The following is a 21,295-nucleotide window of genomic DNA, read 5'->3' on the forward strand; positions in this document are numbered from 1 at the left end:
GCCTACTCCTGCTCGATCAGGTAGCGCGTCACCCGCGGCGGCTCCTCGCCGACGTGGAACGCCAGGCGCCGGTCGCGCAGCGCCACGTCGGCGCCGCTGATGCGGTCGAAGCGCCGCAGGTGCTCGGTCCACGACGCATCGATGATCTGCTCGACGTAGTGCGCCGGCTCGTACAGGTCGTGCAGCAGCTGCCAGTCCAGCGCACCCTGGCGCAGGCGGCTGCGCCGGCTCTCGTCCATCAGCGCCAGGAATTCGGCGGCGCGGGCGGGATCGATGCGGTACTCGACCCGGACCTGGACCCGGCCTGCGCGCGGCGGCTCCTGCATCTCCGGCACCTTGAGCACGCGCGAGGGCGTCAGGTCCTCCTCGGTGCCGCGATCGATCACGGTGCGCTGCGCGAGAATCATCAGCACCACGCTCGTGAAGGCGGAGATCGCCAGGGCATGGGGGATCGAGGTCCAGGTGGCGACCTGGCCCCACAGCGCCGCACCCGCGGCGGTCGAGCCCATGAGCGCCATCTGGTAGATCGACATGCCGCGCGCGCGCACCCAGTCGGGCAGCGCCATCTGGGCGGCGACGGTGAGCGAGTTCGCGACCGTGATCCAGGCGGCGCCGGCAAACACCATCGCCGGGGCCGCCAGGTAGATGCTGGGCGAAAAGGCGACCACCACCGCGGCCACCGACTGCACCGCCGTGCCCACCAGCACCCGCGGCTGCAGCGGCAGCCAGTCGCGGATCTGCGGCATCAGCAAGGCAGCAACGATGGCACCGGCGCCCATCGAAGCCAGCAGCACCGTGAAGGTCCCGGCCGCGCCGCCGGGAAAGCCGCGCGCCACCAGCGGCAGCAGCGCCAGCAGCGCGGTCGAATGCAGGAAGAACAGCGCGATGCGCAGCAGCACCGCGCGCATGCGGCTGGACTGGCGCACGTACTGCAGGCCGACGCGCATCGCACTGGCGAGCGGCTCGCGTCCCAGCGGGCTTTCCTGGTGGACGCGCCGCCAGCGCATGATGGTCAGGCCGGCGATGATGGACAGCGCGGCGTTGAGCACGAACACGTAGGCGCTGCCGAAGCTGGCGATCAGGGCGCCGGCCACCAGCGGGCCGATGATGCGCGAGGCGTTCATGGCGATGCCGTTCAGGGCGAGCGCCTGCGCCAGTTGCGGGCGCGGGACCACCTCCGGGATGATGGCGGCGAACACCGGCCAGCGCATCGCGAGGCCCACCCCGTTGGCGAAGGTCAGTGCCAGCAGCAGCGGCGCCGTCAGCTTGTCCATCAGGATGACCACGCACAGGATGGTGGCCACGCCCGCGACCCAGAACTGCGTGGTCATGAAGTAGCGCCGGCGGTCCACCGTGTCCGCGAGCGCGCCGCTGGGAAGTCCCAGCAGGAAGACCGGCAGGGTGGAGGCGCTTTGCACCAGCGCGACCCACAGCGGCGAAGGCCCGATCGAAGTCATCAGCCATGCGGAGGCGACGTCGTTCATCCACATGGTGGTGTTCGCGGCCATCCACGTGAACCACAGCATGCGGAACACCGGGGCCTTCAGCGGCCCCAGCGCGCTGTCTGGCGGAAGCGGTTCGCGCGGCGGGGGAGGGAACTCGGAGTCCGGCAAGCCTGGGCCTAGTACCTGCGTTCGAGGACCAGCTGGTCGTTCTGGCGCGTCATCTGGAATCGGGTCAGGAAGCTGTTGCCCAGGAGGATGTAGGGCATGCCGGCCGGGACCACGTTGCCGTCCACGTCGTAGATCTCCACGTCGCCGATGCGCACCGACGCCAGCTTGACCATGTAGGTGGTGACGGTGCCGTTGGCGGTGCTGCTGCGTCCCAGCTGGCCCTTGCGGTAGTCGATGCCCAGCCGCTCGGCCTCCTGCACGCTCATGGACACCGAGGTCGCCCCGGTGTCGACCATGAACTGGGTCGGCCGGCCGTTGATCGCGCCCGTCGTGAGGAAGTGGCCGCCCGTGCCGGCGGTCAGCACGATCTTGCTGCCGCGCGCAGCGGTCATTGCGCCGCCGACGCTGGCCGGCGCGTCGCCCACGCGCAGGGTGTGGCGCCGCCCTTCGATTTCCACCACGGCCTGGTCCCCCAGCGTGGAAAGCACCTTGACGCCCTTGTGCGTCTCGCCGGGGGCGACGCTCCTGGGCGGCGCGCCGTCGACGATCAGCAGCGCCTTGCTGCCGAGCATGCCCTGCAGGGCCACGGATTGCGCGAAGGCGGTCCCCGCCGCCAGTGCCAGGGAGACCGCGATCAGGCGCCTCATGTCAGTCCCGGAAGTTGGTGAACGACAAGGGTAGCTCGGCCATTTCCTTGCGCACAAGGGCCATCGTTGCCTGCAGGTCGTCTTTCTTCGTGCCCGAGACACGAACGACGTCGCCCTGGATGGCCGCCTGGACCTTCAGCTTGCTGTCCTTGATCAGCCGCTGGAGCTTCTTGGACGCTTCGGACTCGATGCCGCTGCGCACCTTGATCACCTGCTTGACCTTGTCGCCGCCGGCCTTCTGCACCTCGCCCTTGTCGAGGAAGCGCACATCGACGTTGCGCTTGGCCATCTTGTTCACCAGGATGTCCAGCACCTGCTGCAGCTGGAAGTCGGCATCCCCGGCGAGCGTGATTTCCTTGTCCTTGAGGTCGATGGCGGCCGCCGTGCCCTTGAAGTCGAAGCGGGTGCCGATCTCCTTGGCGGTGTTTTCCACGGCGTTCTTCACTTCCACCATGTTCGGCTCGCACACGGTATCGAATGACGGCATATTGGGTTTCCTCCTGCACCTGTAACGCGGCTGCTTGGTCCACAATTCTCCCATGATCGTGGAGTCCAACGCCCCGCTGCAGCCGTACAACACCTTCGGGATCGTCGCGCGCGCCCGCAAGCTGGTCCGGGTGAGGGGCGCTGCTGACGTCCACGCGGTGCTGGCTCATCCGGAATTGCAGGACGAGCCCAAGTTCGTCCTGGGCGGCGGCAGCAACATCGTGCTGACCGGCGACGTGAAGGCGGTGGTGCTGCGGGTGGAAGTCCCGGGCCGACGGATCCTGGAGGACGGCCCCCGGGCCACGATCGTCGAGTTCGGCGCCGGCGAGAACTGGCACGAAGCGGTGGCCTGGACCGTCGAACAGGGCCTGGGCGGGCTGGAGAACCTGGCGCTGATCCCCGGGACCGTGGGCGCTTCGCCCGTGCAGAACATCGGCGCTTACGGAATCGAGCTGCAGGATCGCTTCGAGTCCCTGGACGCCGTCGACCTGATGACCGGCCGCGAGTTCACGCTGGACGCGACCCAGTGCGCCTTCGGCTACCGCGACTCGGTGTTCAAGCATTCACCGGCGCGTGACAGCGATTTCGGGCTCGCCGGACGGGCGCTCATCCTGCGCGTGCGCATGCGCCTGCCCAAGCCGTGGAAGCCGGTCCTGGGCTACCTGGACCTGCACCGCAAGGTGACGGAGACCGGCATCACCGACCCGAGCGCGCGCCAGATCTTCGACTGGGTGTGCGCGATCCGCAGCGCCAAGCTGCCGGACCCCCGGGTGATCGGCAATGCGGGCAGCTTCTTCAAGAACCCCACCGTGACCCCGGAGCAGTGCCAGGACATCATCGCGCGCGACCCCGGGATCGTTCATTACCCAATGCCCGATGGCTCGGTGAAGCTGGCGGCGGGCTGGCTGATCGATGCCTGCGGCTGGAAGGGCAAGTCCGTGGGGCAGGCGGGCGTCTACGAGAAGCAGGCGCTGGTGCTGGTCAACCGGGGCGGCGCCACCGGCGGGGAGGTCGTCACCCTCGCGCGGGCCATCCAGACCAGCGTGTACGAGCGCTTCGGCATCCGGCTCGAGCCGGAGCCGGTGGTCGTCTAGGAACTCTCCTGCTGCTCCCAGGAGGCGGCGAACTCGTCGTCGGTGAGCAGCACCCACAGGGCGAGGGCTGTGACGGCGCCGCCGGTCACGATGCCGTTGAGCAGGGCGGGCCAGACGGAATCGAAGCCGAGCAGCGCCGGCAGCAGCATGAGGACGACGCCCAGGAAGACGTCGAGCCATTCCTCCCAGGCCTGCGGCACCTGCATGGCGCCTGCGCTCGATGCGATCAGCAGGGCCCCCACGGCCATGGTGCTGACGGTGGCGACCACCACCCCCTGGAAGCCGAGCACCCAGGGCGACAGCAGCAGCCATCCGCCCATCAGTGCGTTGACGGGATCCTGCCAGTGCTTGACGCGCTTCATGACGGACTCCTCGGGCCGCGACGGGGCGGCCCCGTACGGCGCATGTTAGACCTGCGGCAGGGGACTGTCACCTCGCGTTCCCGGGACCCGCCGGCGAGCGTGATTCCGGCTTGGGCCTAGCGGCCGAAATAGCCCTGCACGGTGTCCCACGCCACGGTCTGCAGGTGGCGCGCGACGGCGGGGTCCAGCCCGGCGGTGTACGACGAACCCACGGGTGAACGCTTGAAGAGCGCCGCGTAGCTGGTGGCCGCGGCCAGGTAGGTGCCGGCCAGGCTGGGATGGCGCTTGTCGGCCACGTACAGGTTGATGTCCGGGCGCTGCGCTACCGAGCGGGCGAACGCCAGCCCGGCGGGGATCACGAAGGCATCGTTGTTGTTCGCCTCGCGCGTGTACGCGTCCGCCAGCTGCGCGGTCATCTCCGGCTTGTCCTGGTAGGCCCACGACATGAAGTACACCGGGCGAGCCCCGTGCTTGCGGACCGTGTCGGCATTGCTCTTCGCGTACTTGACGAACACCGGCGCCAGCTGGGGATGCAGGGGGCACTGGCTGCAGTCCATCATGATGGCCACGTCGAACAGCCGGTCCAGCTTGTTGAACACCACGTTGTTGCCGGCGTCGAAGGAATAGGCGCCGACCGCATTGGGGCGGAAGTAGGAATCGACGTCGTGCCAGTCGAAACCCGAGCCGCTGATCGTCACCGACGTGCCGCGGTGGCGGAAGCCCGGCATGCCGGCCGCGATGAACTGGCCCACGTGACCGTGCATGCTGTTGTTGTAGTAGAAGAAGCTGTTGCCGATCCAGATCGCGGAGGCCGGATCGGTGATGCCCACGTCGGCCAGCTTGGGTCGCAAGGGAGCCTGCGCGCAGGCGGTGGCGCATGCGACGAGCAGCAGGGTGGACAGCAGGCGCGCGAGGCGCTGGAGCAGGTGGGGCATCGTGTCTCCGCGGGTTGGAAGCGGAGGCGAGGATAAGGCCGCCGTCGCCCGGCGAAGGGCGGGGAAATCCTAAGGAGTGCGCGACTAGTTCGCCGTCGGTGCGGTCGGTGCGGACGATGCCGAGGAACCGCCCATCTTGCTGGAAGCCTGGTTCAGGGCACGGGTCGTGGCCTGCGCTCCGCGCTGGATGCCCTTGGCGGTCGCCTGCACGCCGCGGTCAACGCCTCTCGCGGTGGCCTTGGCCCCGCGCTCGATGCCACTGGCTGCCGCCTTCGCTCCGTGCTCGACGCCGTGCGCCGCGGCCTTGGCGCCATGCTCCACACCACCGGCTGCGGCCTTGGCGCCGTGCTCGACGCCGCCTGCAGCCGCATGCGCACCGCGGGTGACCGCATGTTCCGCGCGCGCCGCCGTCCCGGGCGCACCGCCGGAGCCGGCAGCCGGAGACTCGGCGAAGGCCGGCAAGGCATGGCATGCGAGGACCAGAGCCGTCGGCAACGCGGCGAGCGTTCTTGCAAGGTGGATCTTCATGCGGTTCCTGCGATGGAGGCTCCAGGCCTGACCAAGTCTATCCGGCACCGGATCGGCGCGGGTGGCCGGACCCGGCCCGTCGGTCGTCGGACCTCCGCCGTCAGTCGCTGCCCAGCGAGGGCAAGGGCGCATCGCCGTCGTTGCTCAACAAGCCGGTCCGCGCGTAGATGCCCAGCTTGCCGCGCGTGTCCGTGATGTCCAGGTTGCGCATGGTCAGCTGGCCGATGCGGTCCCGCGGGGAGAAGGCGGACTCGCCCTTTTCCATCGTCAGGCGCTCGGGGTGGTAGGTGAGGTTGGGCGACTCGGTGTTGAGCAGCGAGTAGTCGTTGCCGCGGCGCAGCTCCAGCGTCACTTCGCCGGTCACCGCGCGGGCCACCCAGCGCTGCGCCGTCTCGCGCAGCATGATGGCCTGCGGATCGAACCAGCGGCCCTGGTACAGCAGGCGGCCAAGTCGCCGGCCGTTGTCGCGGTACTGCTCGATGGTGTCCTCGTTGTGGATGCCGGTCACGAGGCGCTCGTAGGCGATGAACAGCAGCGCCAGGCCGGGGGCTTCGTAGATGCCGCGGCTCTTGGCCTCGATGATGCGGTTCTCGATCTGGTCGCTCATGCCCAGGCCGTGGCGGCCGCCGATGCGGTTGGCTTCCAGGATCAGCTCCACCGGGTCGTCGAAGGTCCTGCCGTTCAGCGCCACGGGCTGGCCTTCCTCGAAGCGCACGCGCACTTCCTCGGCCTTCACCGGCACTTCGTCCTTCCAGAAGGCCACGCCCATGATCGGATTGACGATCTTGATGCCGGAGTTCAGGTGCTCCAGGTCCTTGGCCTCGTGGGTGGCGCCGAGCATGTTGCTGTCGGTGGAATAGGCCTTCTCGGCGGACATCTTGTAGCCGAAGCCGGCCGCCGTCATGAAGGCGGACATTTCGGCGCGGCCGCCGAGTTCGTCGATGAAGGCCTGGTCCAGCCAGGGCTTGTAGATGCGCAGGTGCGGATTGGTCAGCAGGCCGTAGCGGTAGAAGCGCTCGATGTCGTTGCCCTTGAAGGTGCTGCCGTCGCCCCAGATGTGGACGTCGTCCTCCTTCATCGCGGCCACCAGCATCGTGCCGGTCACGGCGCGGCCGAGCGGCGTCGTGTTGAAGTAGGTGACGCCCGCGGTGCTGATGTGGAAGGCGCCGCACTGCAGCGCGGCAATGCCCTCGTGCGCGAGCTGCTTGCGGCAGTCGATCAGCCGCGCCTTCTCGGCGCCGTACTCCATGGCCTTGCGCGGGATCTCGTCGTAGTCCGGCTCGTCCGGCTGGCCCAGGTTGGCGGTGTAGGCGTAGGGGACCGCGCCCTTCTTGCGCATCCAGTGCAGCGCGGCGCTGGTGTCCAGGCCGCCGGAAAAGGCGATGCCGACCTTCTGGCCCAGGGGCAGGTTCTCGAGGATGGTGCTCATTGGAAATCTCTCCGCGCTACGCGCTCGATGCAGTTCGCCTGACGGCGGCGGGGCGACGGACCCGCTCAGCCGAAGTGGCAGATGTAGTGGTAGGCGTCCGCCACGCGGATCTCGAAGCTGGAGTTGCCCGGCACGGAGAACTTTTCGCCGGCGGCCGATTGCTTCCACTCGTTGCTGCCCGCGAGCTTGTACTCGCAGGAGCCGGCCACGCATTCCATGATTTCCGGCGCGCCCGTGTTGAACGTGAGGCTGGCCGGCAGGATCACGCCCACCGATTTCTTCGTGCCGTCCGCCAGCGTGATGGCGTGGCTGATGCACTTGCCGTCGAAATACACGTTGGCCTTGGTCGTGACGGCCACGCCGTCGAATGTCTCGGTGGTCATGATGGAAGGCTTCGGGGAAACCCGCAATTTTAGGCGAGAGGACGCGAGTCCCCTTCGGGCATGAAAAAGGGCGCCTCGCGGCGCCCCGGGAACCTGGCCCTGCGGCGCTCAGCGGTGCCGATGGCCGCCGAACACGAAGCCGAGCGACACGCCGACCGGGAAATACGGGCGGTAGTACGGGTAGCCGTAGCCATAGGCGGGATAGGGCGGGTAGGCCGGATACGCCGGATACGCGGGGGGATAGGCCGCCGGGTAAGCGGGGGGGTATCCCGAGTACACCACCGGCGCCGCCGCCGGCACGACGACCGCGCCGGACTGCACCACCGCACCCGACTGGACCACGGCGCCTCCGGGGGCCGTGTTGCCGCCCTGCACGGGCGGGGCGACCACCACGTTGCCGCTGGGAGCGGACTGCGCGACCGGGCTGACCTGCAGGCGCACCGTCGGGCCCGGGTCGTAGGGCATCTGCACGGTGTTCTGGCGGCCGGCGTAGTCGTAGGTGACGTTGTAGCCGACGATGCGGTTCTCCAGCGTCATTTCGGTCATGCACTGGGGCATGCTTTGCGCGGCGGCCTGCGCCTGCAGGTTGCCGGCTTCCACGTTGTTGCCGGCGATCGCGCCGATCACGGTGCCGGCGAGGATGGCCGCCGCGTTGCCGGTGCCGTGGCCGATGGTGCTGCCGATGCCGCCACCCACCAGGGCGCCGACGATGCCGCCGCCGCCGGAAGTCGGGGGCGCCATCACGGGGGCCGGCTGGTTGCAGACCTGCCGGGGCACCTGCACCTGCTGGACCACCGGGACACTGGAAATCACGTTACCGACTTCCTGCGCGGCTGCGCCGAGGCCGACCAGGCCCAGCGCGGCGAAAAGAAGGGTTTGTTTCATGGCGAGGACTGCTCGTTGGACTGCTGATGCTGAAAGTTTAGACAGCGTGCCCCGAGCCCGCTGAGGTTTCCGGTAAAGCCAGCGTAAATGCCCTGGAAAAAGTACCGCCTCAGGGGTGCGATCGCAACGTCCATTGCGCCGGATCGAAGCCGACGGTGATGCTGCCGTCCGGCCATTCGACCACCGGTCGCTTGATGACGCTGGGCTGTTCCAGCATGAGCGCGCGTGCGCCCTCGGCATTCGCACTGCCTGTCTGAACCGCTGGATCGAGCTTGCGCCAGGTCGTGCCCTGGCGGTTGAGCAGCCGGTCGGGCCCTACCGCGCGCAGCCAGGCGTCCAGCCGCGCAGGGGGAACGCCCTGTTTCTTGAAGTCGTGGAAGGCGTGCGCCGTGCCGTTCTCGGTGAGCCAGGCGCGGGCCTTCTTCACCGTGTCGCAGTTGGGGATGCCATAGAGGATCAAGGCCATGCGGCCATGATAGTCAGGCCCGCTGCGCGCACGCGGGACAATGGCGGGCATGAACGAACTCAACGAGTGGCTGGCGCACTGCGAACGGCTGCATCCGAAGACCATCGACATGGGGCTGGAGCGCGTGCAGGCCGTGGCGCAACGCATGGGCCTGCGCTTCGAGTGTCCGGTCGTCACGGTGGCCGGCACCAACGGCAAGGGTTCCACCTGCGCGATGCTGGAGGCAATCGCATTGCAGGCGGGCTGGCGCACGGGCGTGTACACCTCGCCGCACCTGGTCCATTTCGAGGAACGCTGCCGCATCGGTGGCGAGATCGTGCAGGGCGCGTCGCTGGTGCCGCACTTCGCGCGGGTGGAAGCGGCGCGCGAGGGCACCACGCTCACCTATTTCGAATTCACGACGCTGGCGATCCTGAGCCTGATGGCGGCGAGCGCGCTGGACGTGGCGATCCTCGAAGTCGGCCTCGGCGGCCGCCTCGACGCCGTCAATGCGATCGACACCGACTGCGCGATCCTCACCAGCATCGACCTGGACCACATGGACTACCTCGGTCCCGATCGCGAGAGCATCGGCCGCGAGAAGGCGGGCATCCTGCGCGCGGGCAAGCCGGCGATCGTGAGCGATCCCGTGCCGCCGCACAGCGTGGTGCAGTACGCCCAGGCGATCGGCGCCGACCTGTGGCTGCTCGGGCGGGATTTCAATTTTTCCGGCGACAAGCAGCAGTGGGCGTGGGCCGGGCGCGGCCGCCGCTATCCAGGGCTGGCCTATCCCGCGTTGCGCGGCGCCAACCAGTTACTCAATGCCTCCGGCGTGCTGGCCGCCCTGGAGGCGCTGCGCGCGCGTCTGCCGGTGACCGCCCAGGCGATCCGCAACGGGCTGGCGATGGTGGAACTGCCGGGCCGCTTCCAGATCGTTCCCGGCCAACCCTCCCTGGTGCTGGACGTCGCCCACAACCCGCACGCGGTCGCGGCGCTCGGCGCGAACCTGGATGCGATGGGCTTCTTCCCGACCACCCATGCCGTGTTCGGTGCCATGGCGGACAAGGACCTCGCCCCGATGTTCGCGAAGATCGGGCCGCTGGTGGACCGCTGGTACTTCACGGACCTGCCCACGCCGCGCGCCGCGTCGGCGCAGGCGCTGCTGGAAAAATGGCAGGCGCAGCCGGGCCGGCGCGACGTGCCGGCGAGCACCCACCCGGACCCCGAGCAAGCACTGCGCGCCGCCGTGGCCGCTGCAGAGCCCGCTGATAGAATTCTCGTGTTCGGATCCTTCTACACCGTGGGTGGCGTGCTGAGGCAGGGAGTGCCCCGCCTGGCCGCCAAACACCTCGGCTGACCCTCACCCCATGGCCTTGTTCAAGTTGCGCAAGAAAAAGGTCGACGAGCCGGTGGCCGCGTCCTCCCCAGCAGAAAGCGTCGAAGTCATGCGGCGGCGTGCCCGCCACCGCCTGATCGGCGCGGTGGTGCTGGTGCTCGCCGGCGTCATCGGCTTTCCCCTGCTTTTCGACACGCAGCCGCGGCCCGTCGCCGTCGACATTCCCATCGAGATTCCCGACCGCAACAAGGTCAAGCCCTTGCCTGCGGCGCCGCAGGCCGCCGGCAAGGTGGCGCAGGCGCCTGCGCCGGTGCCGGCTCCCGCCCGAGCCGCGTCGATGATCACGGAGAGCAGGCCCGAACCGGCGCCCGCGCCGGTGGAAAAGGCCGAAAGCAAGCCGGCGCCCCCGGAGAAGGTCGCGAAGGCCGAGCCCGCCCCCGAAAAAAAGCCCGAACCGAAGGTCGAAAGCAAGCCCGAGCCGAAGGCCACCGAAACGGCCAAGGCGCAGGCGCTGCTGGAGGGCAAGTCGGTGGACGCCGGCAGCGCGCGCTACGTGGTGCAGGTCGGCGCGTTCGCCGAAAAGGACAAGGCGCGCCGCGCGCAGCAGAAGCTGGAGCGCGCGGGCTTCAAGAATTACACCAATGTGGCCGAGACGAAGGATGGCACCCGCATCCGCGTGCGCGCGGGTCCGTTCGCGTCGCGGGCCGAGGCCGACAAGGCGGCCGAGAAGATCAAGGGCCTGGATTTGCCGGCCGCTGTCCTCACGTTGTAAGTGGCCGTCCTGGACTGGGTGGTGGTGGCCCTGCTGGCGGCCTCGGTGCTGCTGGGCTTGTGGCGGGGCCTTGTGTACGAGGTGCTCTCCGTGCTGAACTGGATCGCGGCCTTCGTGCTGGCACAGTGGCTGGCGCCGCGGGCCGCGGCGATGATGCCGCTGAGCCGCGCGGGCGAGTCCGTCCAGTACGCTGCGGGTTTTGCCGTGGTGTTCATCGCCGCGCTGTTCGTCGGCGGCCTGCTGGCCTGGCTGACGAAGAAGGCGGTGGAGGCGGTGGGCCTGCGGCCGATCGACCGGGTGCTGGGCGGCGTGTTCGGGATGGTGCGCGGCGCGGTGGCCGTGCTGGCGATGGCGGTGCTGGTGCACCTGGCGAAGCTGCAGGACGGCGTGTGGTGGACGGAATCAGTGACGGCCGGCGTGGCGACGGTGGCCTTGCGCAGTTTGAAGCCGGTGGTGCCCGAGCGGTTCGGCGCCTATTTCCCGGCCTGAAGGAAAGCGAAAACTTATGTGCGGAATCGTCGGGGTCGTGAGCCCGGGCCCGGTCAACCAGCTGATCTACGACGCGCTGCTGCTGTTGCAGCACCGCGGCCAGGATGCGGCGGGCATCGTCACGCTGCAGGGCCGCAAGGTCTTCATGCACAAGGCCAAGGGCATGGTGCGCGACGTGTTCCGCACCCGCAACATGCGCGCGCTGCCGGGCACCGCGGGCCTGGGCCAGGTGCGCTACCCGACGGCAGGCAATGCGTACAGTGAAGAGGAGGCGCAGCCCTTCTACGTGAACGCGCCGTTCGGCATCACGCTGGCGCACAACGGCAACCTCACCAATGCCCAGCTGCTGAAGGCGGAGCTGTTCTCCGCCGACCACCGCCACATCAACACCGAGAGCGACACCGAGGTGCTGGTGAACGTGCTCGCCCACGAACTGGAGCGCACCACCCGCGGCCTGCCGCTGACGCCGCAGGACGTGTTCTCGGCGGTGGGCAACGTGCACCGGCGCATCAAGGGCTCCTATGCGGTGGTGGCGCTGATCGCCGGGCACGGACTGCTCGCTTTCCGCGATCCCTACGGCATCCGACCGCTGTGCATGGGCCGCGGGGCCGATGGCACCGTCATGATCGCCAGCGAATCCGTGACGCTGGAAGGCACCGGCCACAAGTTCGAACGCAACATCGCGCCGGGCGAAGCGGTGTTCGTCGACATGAAGGGCAACGTGCACGTGCGGCAGTGCGCGGACAACCCGCAGCTGTCGCCCTGCATCTTCGAATTCGTCTACCTGGCGCGGCCGGACTCCGAGCTGGACGGCATCTCCGTCTACCAGGCGCGGCTCAACCTCGGCGAAACGCTGGCCAAGCGCGTGATCTCGACGGTGCCCCCCAACGAGATCGACGTGGTGATCCCGATCCCGGAATCGAGCCGGCCGAGCGCGATGCAGCTCGCGCAGTTGCTGGGGCTGCCCTACCGCGAGGGCTTCGTGAAGAACCGCTACGTGGGCCGCACCTTCATCATGCCGGGGCAGGCGGTGCGCAAGAAGAGCGTGCGGCAAAAGCTCAACGTGATCACCAGCGAGTTCAAGGGCCGCAACGTCCTGCTGGTGGACGACTCGATCGTGCGCGGCACCACCAGCCGCGAGATCGTGCAGATGGCGCGCGATGCCGGCGCCCGCCGGGTGTACATGGCCAGCGCAGCGCCGCCCGTGCGCTTCCCGAACGTCTACGGCATCGACATGCCGACGGCCTCCGAGCTGGTGGCCCACGGCCGCACGGTCGAGGAAGTCCGCGCGATCATCGGAGCCGACGCGCTGATCTACCAGGACGTCGAGGGCATGAAGAACGCCATCGGCAAGCTGAATCCGCAGCTCAAGGGCTTCGATGCGTCCTGCTTCGACGGTGTCTATGTCACCGGCGACATCAATCCCGAGGACATCGCGCGCATCAACGAAGCACGCATCGGCCAGGAAGATCCGCTGGAAGAAAACACCACGCGCCTCGCCATCCCGAATCCCCAGGAAGCCTGAGTGACCGAGAAGAAGAAACTGCCCCCAGGCCTGCACCGCGACACGCTGGCCGTGCGCGTGGCGCTGCCCGCGAGCCAGTGGGGCGAGAACTCCGAGGCGCTGTACCTGACCAGCGGTTTCGTGCAGCCCGACGCCGAGACGTCCGCGCACCGCTTTGCCAATCCGCAGGAGGGCTACACCTACGGCCGCACATCCAATCCGACAGTCACCAGCTTCGAGCAACGGCTGGCGGCGATGGAGGGCACCGAGGCCGCGATCGGCACGGCCACCGGCATGGCGGCCATCCTGCTGCTCGGCATGGGGCTGCTGCGCGCCGGCGACCACGTGATCTGCTCGCGCTCGGTGTTCGGCTCCACGATGAACCTGTTCGCCAAGGAGTTCGGCAAGTTCGGCGTGGAGTCCACCTTCGTCTCCCAGACCGACATGAAGGAATGGAAGGCGGCGCTGCGTCCCAACACCAAGCTGCTGTTCGCCGAGACCCCGACCAACCCGCTGACGGACGTGTGCGACATCCGTGCGCTGGCGGACCTCGCACACGGTGCGGGCGCCATGCTGACCGTGGACAACTGCTTTTGCTCGCCGGCGCTGCAGCGGCCGACCGAACTGGGCGCCGACCTGGTCATCCATTCCGGCACCAAGTACCTCGACGGCCAGGGGCGCGTGATGGCAGGTGCCATCTGCGGACCGGAGAAGCTGGTGGTCGACGTGTTCGCGCCCATCGTGCGAACGGCCGGCATGACGCTGGCGCCGTTCAACGCCTGGGTGGTGCTCAAGGGCCTGGAGACGCTGGCCATCCGCATGCAGGCGCAGTGCGCCAATGCGCTGGCCGTCGCGAAATTCCTGGAAGCCCATCCCAAGGTGACGCGCGTGTACTACCCCGGCCTGGAGTCGCATCCGCAGCACGCGCTGGCAATGCGCCAGCAGTCGGGGCTGGGCGGTGCCGTGCTGTCGTTCGACGTGGTCGGCGACGATCCGGCATCGCTGCGGCGCAATGCCTTCACCGTGATCGACAGCGCCGAGGTGATGAGCATCGCCACCAACCTGGGCGACACCAAGACCATCATCAGCCACTCCGCGACGACTTCGCATGGACGGCTGACGGAGGAGCAGCGCCAGGCGGCCGGCATCGGCCAGGGCCTGATCCGGCTGGCTGTCGGCCTGGAGCACGTGGAAGACATCAAGGCCGACCTCCTGCGCGGCCTGGACAAGCTGTGAAAATCAAGACCCGCTTTGCCCCGTCGCCGACGGGCTTCATCCACCTGGGCAACATCCGCTCGGCCTTGTACCCGTGGGCCTTCGCCCGCTCGCAGGGCGGCACCTTCGTTCTGCGCATCGAGGACACCGACACCGAGCGTTCTTCGCAGGAGGCGGTGGACGTCATCCTGGAAGGCCTGCAGTGGCTGGGGCTCGACCACGACGAAGGTCCCTACTATCAGATGCAGCGCATGGACCGCTACCGCGAGGTGCTGGCGGAGATGCGCGAGAAGGACCTCGTCTATCCCTGCTACATGAGCGTGGCCGAACTCGACGCCTTGCGCGAGCGGCAGATGGCCAACAAGGAAAAGCCGCGCTACGACGGCACCTGGCGGCCCGAGCCGGGCAAGACGCTTCCTCCGATACCGGATGGCGTGCACCCGGTGCTGCGCTTTCGCAACCCGCTGGGCGGCTCGGTGGTGTGGGACGACAAGGTCAAGGGCCGCATCGAGATCCGCAACGACGAACTCGACGACCTGGTGATCGCGCGCCCCGACGGCACGCCTACGTACAACTTCTGCGTGGTGGTGGACGACGTCGACATGCAGATCACGCACGTGATCCGCGGCGACGACCACGTGAACAACACGCCGCGCCAGATCAATATCTTCCGCGCGCTCGGCCACGAACCGCCGGTGTTCGCGCACCTGCCCACCGTGCTGAACGAGCAGGGCGAGAAGATGTCCAAGCGACGCGGCGCGAAGCCGGTCACCTGGTACCGCGACGAAGGCTTCCTGCCCGACGCCATGGTGAACTACCTCGCGCGCCTGGGCTGGTCCCACGGCGACGAGGAGATCTTCAGCCGCGAGCAGTTCCTGCAATGGTTCGATCTCGACCACCTGGGCCGCAGCGCGGCGCAGTTCGACGAGGCGAAGCTGCGCTGGGTGAATGCCCAGCACATGAAAGCGACCGGGGACGAGGTGCTCGCGCAGCTGGTGGAGGCGCGCCTGAAGCAGCTCGGCATCGCGGCCGACGCGCGCCTGCCCGCGATCTGCGGCCTGTTCAAGGACCGCTGCGACACGACGGTGGTGCTGGCGGACTGGGCGCAGCGCTTCTATGCCGACATCACGCCCAACGTGGACGAACTGGCCAAGCACGTCACCGAGGGCGTGCGTCCCGCGATCAGCATGCTGGCGAAGATGCTGGAAGGCTCCCCCTGGACGAGGGAAGCGATCGCGGAGGCCGTGAAGGAAACCCTGCGCGCCACCGGCCTGAAAATGCCGCAGCTGGCCATGCCGGTGCGGGTGCTGGTGATGGGCACGGCCCAGACGCCGGCGCTCGATGCTGTCCTGAGCCTGTCGGTCCGCGAGAAAGTTTTAGAGCGCCTGCGGGCCGCCTGAAAAACGACATATAATGCGAGGCTCGACACCTGCAAGGGGGTATAGCTCAGCTGGGAGAGCGCTTGCATGGCATGCAAGAGGTCAGCGGTTCGATCCCGCTTACCTCCACCAAAGCGGATGTCGGAAAATATGTAGGTGCGCGTCTTCCGGGGCGCGCGTCCCAGGTTTTGACCCTATCGTCTAGAGGCCTAGGACATCACCCTTTCACGGTGAGTACCGGGGTTCGAATCCCCGTAGGGTCGCCAAACAACGCAAGTTGCACAGGCACAAGGCCGCAGCCCTTGGCTCGCAAGAGCAGACGCTGCACAGACGCGGAGTGGTAGTTCAGTTGGTTAGAATACCGGCCTGTCACGCCGGGGGTCGCGGGTTCGAGTCCCGTCCACTCCGCCAAGAAATCAAGGGGTCAGCTCTCACGGGCTGACCCCTTTTGTCTTTCGGCGCGTGTTCGCACGGCGACGACCTGCCGTGAATTTTGTGGCGATTGGAAAGAACGCGCCGCCACTCCATCGTCGCGCTGGCCCTTCCATCAGTTGACGCATCCCGGGGTCCGCAGCGCGGAATAGTCTCCGGGGCATGAGAAGGCCCTTTGTCCACCACGTCGAGAGTGCGAGCCAGCACCTGCAGGTGGCCATGGACAACCTGATGATGCAGGACTGGAAAGAGGCCGTCGTCTCGCTGCGCTGCTTCGCGGAACAACTCCAGCTGGCGCAGCGCCTGGCCGGCACGCCGGACTGCCAGCTGGTCGTGGCGGAGCTTGGCAACGCAGCGCGCCTGAGCGAGGCCTTCATCAGGCGCACCACATCCGGCCTTCGCACCTCGTCCTCCCGGGGAGAAGAAGGCAGCCGCTAGTCCGGTCCTGTCGGCAGCCTCGCCGCCAGATCCAGTGATTTCCCGGTAACCACATCGCCGCGAGCGTCGCGGCGCCCCGCGAGCATCCACGCAGGCACTCCGTCGCGCCGATCAGGCCGCGCCCAGCAAGTGCCGCAGCTTGATGAACGCAAGCGCCGCCATCACGGCGTCGCTCAACGCGTCATGCACCGCATCCATCGGCAGCTCCAGTGCGCGCATCATGGTCGCGAAGCGCAGGTCGATCTGGGCCGGTTCGTAGTACGGCGGCAGCTGGCGTCGCTGCCAGTCGTAGAACATCGCGGACACCTCGATCTTCGGCTGCGGCAACCCCATGCCCAGGCGCGGAAAGATGGCGCGGTCGATCATGGCCACGTCGAACTCCAGGTAGTAGCCCACCAGCGGCCGGCTGCCGATGAAGCGCATCAGCGCCATCAGGGCTTCGTCCGGGTCCATGCCCTGCTGCACGTCGCGCTCGCGCAGGCCGTGGACGCGCACGCTGTCGGGGGACACCCGGCGCTTGTTCGGGCGCACCAGCAGCTCCAGCCGCTGGCTGGTGAGGATGCGGTCGCCCACGATGCGCACCGCGCCGATGGAGACGATCTCGTCCCGGTGCACGTTGAGCCCGGTCGTCTCGCAGTCGAGCGCCACCCATTCGCCGGGGGGTGGCGGGTCCCACATGAACCGGAAGCGCTCGTCGCCCAGGTGGTAGAGCAGCCATTCGCGCTTCAGCGCCTCGAGCCAGTGCAGGGGCGACCAGGTGGTCATGGCGCGCTCCCTGTCCTTGCCGCCGACCCCGTCGCGCGCGTGGGAACACCCGGAAGCCACCACCACAGGCTCACAGCATGTCCAGGTGGTAGCGGTGCCGCAGCAGCGCCTTGAAGCGCTTGACCACGGCCAGAGCGTCCTTCAGCAGGTCGCGCTGCAGGCCGCTAAGTGACTCGAGGTGGATGGCGCGGCCGTTGCCTTCGCCGCCGGCGTGCAGCGCGTCCAATCCCGCCTGCAGTTTCAGGCCCATGAGGAAGTGCAGGCTGTCCACCAGTTCCGCCGCAACGTCGGGCGGCAGCCGGCCCATCGCGCGCAGCGCCTCGATGCGCTCCACGGTGTTCGTACAGGCGAGCCGCGCCTCCAGGGCGAGGCTGCGCACGCCATGCACCAGCGGGAAGATGCCGGCCTTCTTCAGGTCCAGGCCGGCCTTGTCGCCGTCGCCGAGCGTGAACAGGCGGATCCACCAGCCACTGCCCTGCTCGAAGGCATCGATGGCCGCGGCGAAGCGCGCGATGAGGGCGTCGCTGTCGACCAGCATCCGGTCGACCTCGCCGCGCACCTGCGCGAGCAGCGCCTCGTCGCCGCAGACGGCACGCGCATCGATGAAGATGGCCAGCGCCATCAGGCTCTCCGCCTCGGGCATCAGCAGCCAGCGGCGCACCGTCTCCCCGAAGGCCTGCGCGGACTGGCGCCACTGCGGGTTGCTCACCATGATGCGGCCCGGGCACTCGGGGTAGCCGAAGTCCGTGAGCGCGTCGGAGAAGCGCTGGCAGATCGCCGCGAGGTCGGGACACTCGTAGCCGTCGCGCAGGACGAGGCCGTTGTCCTGGTCCGTCTTCAGGACCTGTTCGCCGCGGCCTTCGCTGCCCATCACGAACAGGCAGCTGTTGGCGACGAGCTCGGGCGGTGCGATCAGCTGCCACGCGCGCTCGAAGAGCTTGGCGTTGAGCTCGCCTACCAGCCGCGCGATCGCGCCCACCTTGGCGCCACCGCGCCACAGCAGCTCGGTGAGCCGGGTGACCTGAGCGGCGGCGCTTGCCAGCGCCGGGATGTCTTCCGCCTGGACGATCTGCACGGTGATCAGGTACGAGTGGTTCGACAGGAAACTGAGCAGGTCCAGCTGCTCCAGGAATCCGAGCACCTGCTCTCCATCCACCACCACGAGGCGGTGCACCTGGTGGCGGATCATCAGCGCAAGTGCCTCCACCAGAGAGTCCTGCGGCCGCACGGTCACCAGCTCGAAGGTCGCGAATCCGCGCACCGCCAGCCGGTCCAGCGGCGTGCCGTCCAGCGCCGCCTGCTGCAGCCCGGTGGTGGTGAACACGCCCGTGCGCGGCGGCTGCGTGCGCGTGTCACGCACCAGCACGTTGCCGGTGCGGCGGGCCTGGAACACCTTGACCACTTTCACGATGTCGTCGTCCGCGTCCACCACGTGCGCCGTGCGCAGGTAGGCCTCGCCGACGCGCCCGAGCGCCAGCGACTGCCGTTCCTGCGCGCCGGCTTGCTGGGCGAGCGCATTGAGCTTTTGCGAGAGGTCGGCGAACAAGAGCGCGCCAAACGTGGCATTGCGCGAGATCAACTCGGTCACCGCCTGCCGCGCGACCAGGTGCGCGAGGACTTCCTCCTGCGCGACGAAGCGGCTGCTCGCCTTGCCGGCCACCAGGGCGCGGCCGTCGAAGCAGTCGCCGGGTCCGTAGTTCGCCACCGCCTCGTCGCCGTCGAACTGCTGCACGCGCCCCTTGATGACGACGAACAGGTGTTCCGGTTCCACGCCGGGCGCGAGCAGCGTTGCGCCTTCGCGGTAGTAGCCGACGTCGACGTGGTCGCGCACGAGCCGCTGCTCGTCTGACGTCAGGCAGTCGAAGGGCGAGACGGAAAAGTCGAAGGTCGCGGTCACGTGCGCCGATCATCGCGGCTCGCGGCGCCCACCGCTTGCGCTGGCTCAAGCGCCGCCACCTGCCGCCGTCAGTTCCGGGTCAGGAGTTGCAGCGGGTCAGAATCGGGTCAGTCTGCCTCACCACACTCGCGCCTTCGCAAAGCACCGGAGACAAACGTGAGTGATGCAGCAGCAGCGGAGCGAATCCGCAATGCCCGAAAGGGCCAGTCGACACGGGCCGACGACGTGACCGAGCGCATCCGGGTCCATCCGAAGTACCTGGAACTCCGGCGCAAGCGCAATGTCTTCGGGTGGTCGCTGACCGTGGCGATGATGGTCGTGTACTACGGCTACATCGCACTGATCGCGTGGAACAAGCCGTTCCTGTCGCAGCCCATCGGCGCCGGCGTCACCACGCTCGGCATCCCGATCGGCATGGGCGTGATCGTGTTCACCATTCTCATCACCGGCTACTACGTGCGCCGGGCCAACAGCGAATTCGACGCACTCACGCGTGCCATCCTCGAGGAAGCAGTGAAATGAACTCCACCCGACGCATCCTCGCGGCAATGGCCGCAATGGCCGCACCGCTCGCCGCGCTGGCCGCGGGCGACGGCCCCGGCCTGGCGGCCAAGCAGGCGACCAACTGGACGGCGATCAGCATGTTCGGCGCATTCGTGCTGTTGACCCTCTGGATCACCAAGTGGGCGGCGGCGCGCACCCGCTCGGCGGCCGACTTCTACACGGCCGGCGGCGGCATCACCGGCTTCCAGAACGGCCTGGCCATCGCGGGCGACTACATGTCGGCGGCGTCCTTCCTCGGCATCTCGGCGGCCGTGATGGCCACCGGCTACGACGGCCTGATCTACTCCATCGGCTTCCTGGTGGGCTGGCCGGTCATCACGTTCCTGATGGCGGAGCGGCTGCGCAATCTCGGCAAGTTCACCTTCGCCGACGTGGCCGGCTACCGCTTCCAGCAGACGCCCATCCGCGCCTTCGCCGCCTCCGGCACGCTGGTGGTCGTGGCCTTCTACCTGATCGCGCAGATGGTGGGCGCGGGGCAACTGATCAAGCTGCTGTTCGGCCTCGACTACTGGATCGCCGTGGTGCTGGTGGGCGGGCTGATGATGGTGTACGTGCTGTTCGGCGGCATGACGGCCACCACCTGGGTGCAGATCATCAAGGCCTGCATGCTGCTGGCGGGCGTGAGCTTCATGGCCTTCATGGTGCTCGCGCAGTTCGGCTTCAGCCCCGAGGCGTTGTTCGCCAAGGGCGTGGAGGTCAAGACCTTCATCGCGGCGGCCGCCGGCAAGAGCGCGGCCGAGGCGGGTGACGTGGGCGGCTCCATCATGCGGCCCGGGGGCTTCGTGAAGGACCCGATCTCGGCGATCAGCTTCGGCATGGCGCTGATGTTCGGCACCGCCGGCCTGCCGCACATCCTGATGCGCTTCTTCACCGTGCCCGATGCCAAGCAGGCGCGCAAGTCGGTGTTCTGGGCGACCACCTGGATCGGCTACTTCTATGTGCTGATCTTCATCATCGGCTTCGGCGCCATCGCGCTGGTGCTGACCAATCCCGAGTTCTCCGATGTGTCCAAGGGCATCATCAAGGGCGGGGCGGGCACTGCCAACATGGCGGCCGTGCTGGTGGCCAAGAGCGTGGGCGGCGACGTGTTCTTCGGCTTCATCTCGGCGGTGGCCTTCGCGACCATCCTCGCGGTGGTGGCCGGCCTCACCTTGTCGGGCGCGTCGGCCGTCTCGCACGACCTGTACGCCACCGTGTTCAAGAAGGGCAAGGCCGACAGCGCCAAGGAACTGAAGGTCTCGCGCATCACCACCGTGGCGCTGGGCATCGTCGCCGTGGTGCTGGGCATCGTCTTCGAGAAGCAGAACATCGCCTTCATGGTGTCGCTGGCCTTCGCGATCGCGGCCTCGGCCAACTTCCCGGTGCTGTTCATGTCGGTGCTCTGGAAGGACTGCACGACCAAGGGCGCCGTGATCGGCGGCTTCCTGGGTTTGATCTCCTCCGTGGCGCTCACCGTGGTGTCGCCGTCGGTGTGGGAAGTGACGCTGGGCAACCCCAAGGGCAGCGCCTGGTTCCCCTACACCTCGCCGGCCCTGTTCTCGATGACCATCGGCTTCGTCGGCATCTGGCTGTTCTCGATCCTGGACCGCAGTGCGCAGGCGGCGACCGAGCGCGGCGCCTTCGCGGCGCAGCAGGTGCGATCGGAAACGGGCTTCGGCGCTTCCGGAGCTTCGGGACACTGAAACCCTGGTTTCAGC

General features: G+C 68.1%; 22 protein-coding genes and 3 tRNA genes. 13 read left to right on the plus strand and 12 right to left on the minus strand.

Annotated elements, in window-relative coordinates:
- Positions 1-2: 2 nt before the first annotated feature.
- From AC1DSA_RS20195 to AC1DSA_RS20205, 3 genes are all read right to left on the minus strand, one after another.
- Positions 3-1,526, minus strand: coding sequence for an MFS transporter (locus AC1DSA_RS20195; RefSeq protein ID WP_477892504.1), 1,524 nt, complete (start codon positions 1,524-1,526; stop codon positions 3-5).
- 95 nt (positions 1,527-1,621) lie between these two features.
- Entirely contained in the window at positions 1,622-2,260 is a 639-nt protein-coding gene (locus tag AC1DSA_RS20200; RefSeq protein ID WP_477892506.1) for a retropepsin-like aspartic protease family protein, read from the minus strand.
- A 1-nt stretch (position 2,261) separates the two neighbouring features.
- Positions 2,262-2,747: a YajQ family cyclic di-GMP-binding protein gene (locus AC1DSA_RS20205; protein WP_477892508.1), complete on the minus strand. Its 486-nt coding sequence runs from the start codon at positions 2,745-2,747 to the stop codon at positions 2,262-2,264.
- A gap of 52 nt (positions 2,748-2,799) precedes the next feature.
- Here AC1DSA_RS20205 and murB point away from each other — a divergent pair, with 52 nt between their 5' ends.
- The gene (gene murB / locus AC1DSA_RS20210; protein ID WP_477892510.1) at positions 2,800-3,840 is read left to right on the plus strand and encodes a UDP-N-acetylmuramate dehydrogenase; all 1,041 of its coding nucleotides are present in this window, start codon (positions 2,800-2,802) and stop codon (positions 3,838-3,840) included.
- Here the strand turns inward: murB and AC1DSA_RS20215 are convergent.
- From AC1DSA_RS20215 to AC1DSA_RS20245, 7 genes are all read right to left on the minus strand, one after another.
- A complete protein-coding gene (locus tag AC1DSA_RS20215) occupies positions 3,837-4,202 on the minus strand; it encodes an SPW repeat domain-containing protein (protein WP_477892512.1) in 366 nt (121 codons plus the stop codon). The genes murB and AC1DSA_RS20215 overlap by 4 nt on opposite strands.
- Positions 4,203-4,318: 116 nt before the next feature.
- Positions 4,319-5,137, minus strand: coding sequence for a hypothetical protein (locus AC1DSA_RS20220; protein WP_477892514.1), 819 nt, complete (start codon positions 5,135-5,137; stop codon positions 4,319-4,321).
- Between the two features lie 84 nt (positions 5,138-5,221).
- A complete protein-coding gene (locus tag AC1DSA_RS20225; protein WP_477892516.1) occupies positions 5,222-5,665 on the minus strand; it encodes a hypothetical protein in 444 nt (147 codons plus the stop codon).
- A 100-nt stretch (positions 5,666-5,765) separates the two neighbouring features.
- On the minus strand, positions 5,766-7,094 hold the full coding sequence (gene argG, locus AC1DSA_RS20230) for an argininosuccinate synthase (RefSeq protein ID WP_477892518.1): 1,329 nt from the start codon (positions 7,092-7,094) through the stop codon (positions 5,766-5,768).
- A 65-nt stretch (positions 7,095-7,159) separates the two neighbouring features.
- The gene (gene ppnP / locus AC1DSA_RS20235) at positions 7,160-7,477 is read right to left on the minus strand and encodes a pyrimidine/purine nucleoside phosphorylase (RefSeq protein ID WP_477892520.1); all 318 of its coding nucleotides are present in this window, start codon (positions 7,475-7,477) and stop codon (positions 7,160-7,162) included.
- Between the two features lie 108 nt (positions 7,478-7,585).
- On the minus strand, positions 7,586-8,362 hold the full coding sequence (locus AC1DSA_RS20240; protein ID WP_477892522.1) for a glycine zipper 2TM domain-containing protein: 777 nt from the start codon (positions 8,360-8,362) through the stop codon (positions 7,586-7,588).
- A gap of 109 nt (positions 8,363-8,471) precedes the next feature.
- Complete coding sequence (locus AC1DSA_RS20245; protein WP_477892524.1) at positions 8,472-8,828, minus strand: arsenate reductase; 357 nt, start codon at positions 8,826-8,828, stop codon at positions 8,472-8,474.
- Between the two features lie 49 nt (positions 8,829-8,877).
- On the opposite strand from AC1DSA_RS20245, the gene folC reads away from it, so the two are divergent.
- The 10 genes from folC to AC1DSA_RS20295 all read left to right on the plus strand — a co-directional run bounded on the left by folC (position 8,878) and on the right by AC1DSA_RS20295 (position 16,372).
- Complete coding sequence (gene folC / locus AC1DSA_RS20250) at positions 8,878-10,164, plus strand: bifunctional tetrahydrofolate synthase/dihydrofolate synthase (protein ID WP_477892526.1); 1,287 nt, start codon at positions 8,878-8,880, stop codon at positions 10,162-10,164.
- Between the two features lie 10 nt (positions 10,165-10,174).
- On the plus strand, positions 10,175-10,915 hold the full coding sequence (locus AC1DSA_RS20255) for an SPOR domain-containing protein (protein ID WP_477892528.1): 741 nt from the start codon (positions 10,175-10,177) through the stop codon (positions 10,913-10,915).
- On the plus strand, positions 10,916-11,404 hold the full coding sequence (locus tag AC1DSA_RS20260; protein WP_477892530.1) for a CvpA family protein: 489 nt from the start codon (positions 10,916-10,918) through the stop codon (positions 11,402-11,404). It abuts the gene before it with no gap.
- A 16-nt stretch (positions 11,405-11,420) separates the two neighbouring features.
- Positions 11,421-12,929, plus strand: a complete 1,509-nt coding sequence (gene purF, locus AC1DSA_RS20265) for an amidophosphoribosyltransferase (RefSeq protein ID WP_477892532.1) — start codon at positions 11,421-11,423, stop codon at positions 12,927-12,929.
- The gene (locus AC1DSA_RS20270; protein WP_477892534.1) at positions 12,930-14,144 is read left to right on the plus strand and encodes an O-succinylhomoserine sulfhydrylase; all 1,215 of its coding nucleotides are present in this window, start codon (positions 12,930-12,932) and stop codon (positions 14,142-14,144) included.
- Complete coding sequence (gltX, locus tag AC1DSA_RS20275; RefSeq protein WP_477892535.1) at positions 14,141-15,523, plus strand: glutamate--tRNA ligase; 1,383 nt, start codon at positions 14,141-14,143, stop codon at positions 15,521-15,523. The genes AC1DSA_RS20270 and gltX overlap by 4 nt, the downstream gene beginning before the upstream one ends.
- Before the next feature lie 35 nt (positions 15,524-15,558).
- Positions 15,559-15,634, plus strand: a tRNA-Ala gene (locus AC1DSA_RS20280).
- 58 nt (positions 15,635-15,692) lie between these two features.
- A tRNA-Glu gene (locus tag AC1DSA_RS20285) sits at positions 15,693-15,768 on the plus strand.
- 68 nt (positions 15,769-15,836) lie between these two features.
- Positions 15,837-15,913 (plus strand) — tRNA-Asp (locus tag AC1DSA_RS20290).
- Between the two features lie 183 nt (positions 15,914-16,096).
- A complete protein-coding gene (locus tag AC1DSA_RS20295; protein WP_477892537.1) occupies positions 16,097-16,372 on the plus strand; it encodes a hypothetical protein in 276 nt (91 codons plus the stop codon).
- A gap of 111 nt (positions 16,373-16,483) precedes the next feature.
- Here AC1DSA_RS20295 and AC1DSA_RS20300 read toward each other — a convergent pair whose 3' ends face one another.
- Complete coding sequence (locus AC1DSA_RS20300) at positions 16,484-17,137, minus strand: 3'-5' exonuclease (RefSeq protein ID WP_477892539.1); 654 nt, start codon at positions 17,135-17,137, stop codon at positions 16,484-16,486.
- A 70-nt stretch (positions 17,138-17,207) separates the two neighbouring features.
- Positions 17,208-19,034, minus strand: coding sequence for a DUF294 nucleotidyltransferase-like domain-containing protein (locus tag AC1DSA_RS20305; RefSeq protein ID WP_477892541.1), 1,827 nt, complete (start codon positions 19,032-19,034; stop codon positions 17,208-17,210).
- Between the two features lie 183 nt (positions 19,035-19,217).
- Between AC1DSA_RS20305 and AC1DSA_RS20310 the strand changes: the two genes are divergently transcribed.
- Together AC1DSA_RS20310 and AC1DSA_RS20315 are read left to right on the plus strand one after the other, a co-directional pair.
- Positions 19,218-19,556, plus strand: a complete 339-nt coding sequence (locus tag AC1DSA_RS20310; protein ID WP_477892576.1) for a DUF485 domain-containing protein — start codon at positions 19,218-19,220, stop codon at positions 19,554-19,556.
- Complete coding sequence (locus tag AC1DSA_RS20315) at positions 19,553-21,280, plus strand: cation acetate symporter (RefSeq protein ID WP_477892542.1); 1,728 nt, start codon at positions 19,553-19,555, stop codon at positions 21,278-21,280. The genes AC1DSA_RS20310 and AC1DSA_RS20315 overlap by 4 nt, the downstream gene beginning before the upstream one ends.
- Positions 21,281-21,295: the final 15 nt, after the last annotated feature.

It is taken from the genome of Ramlibacter sp. P4_H7, assembly GCF_056400765.1.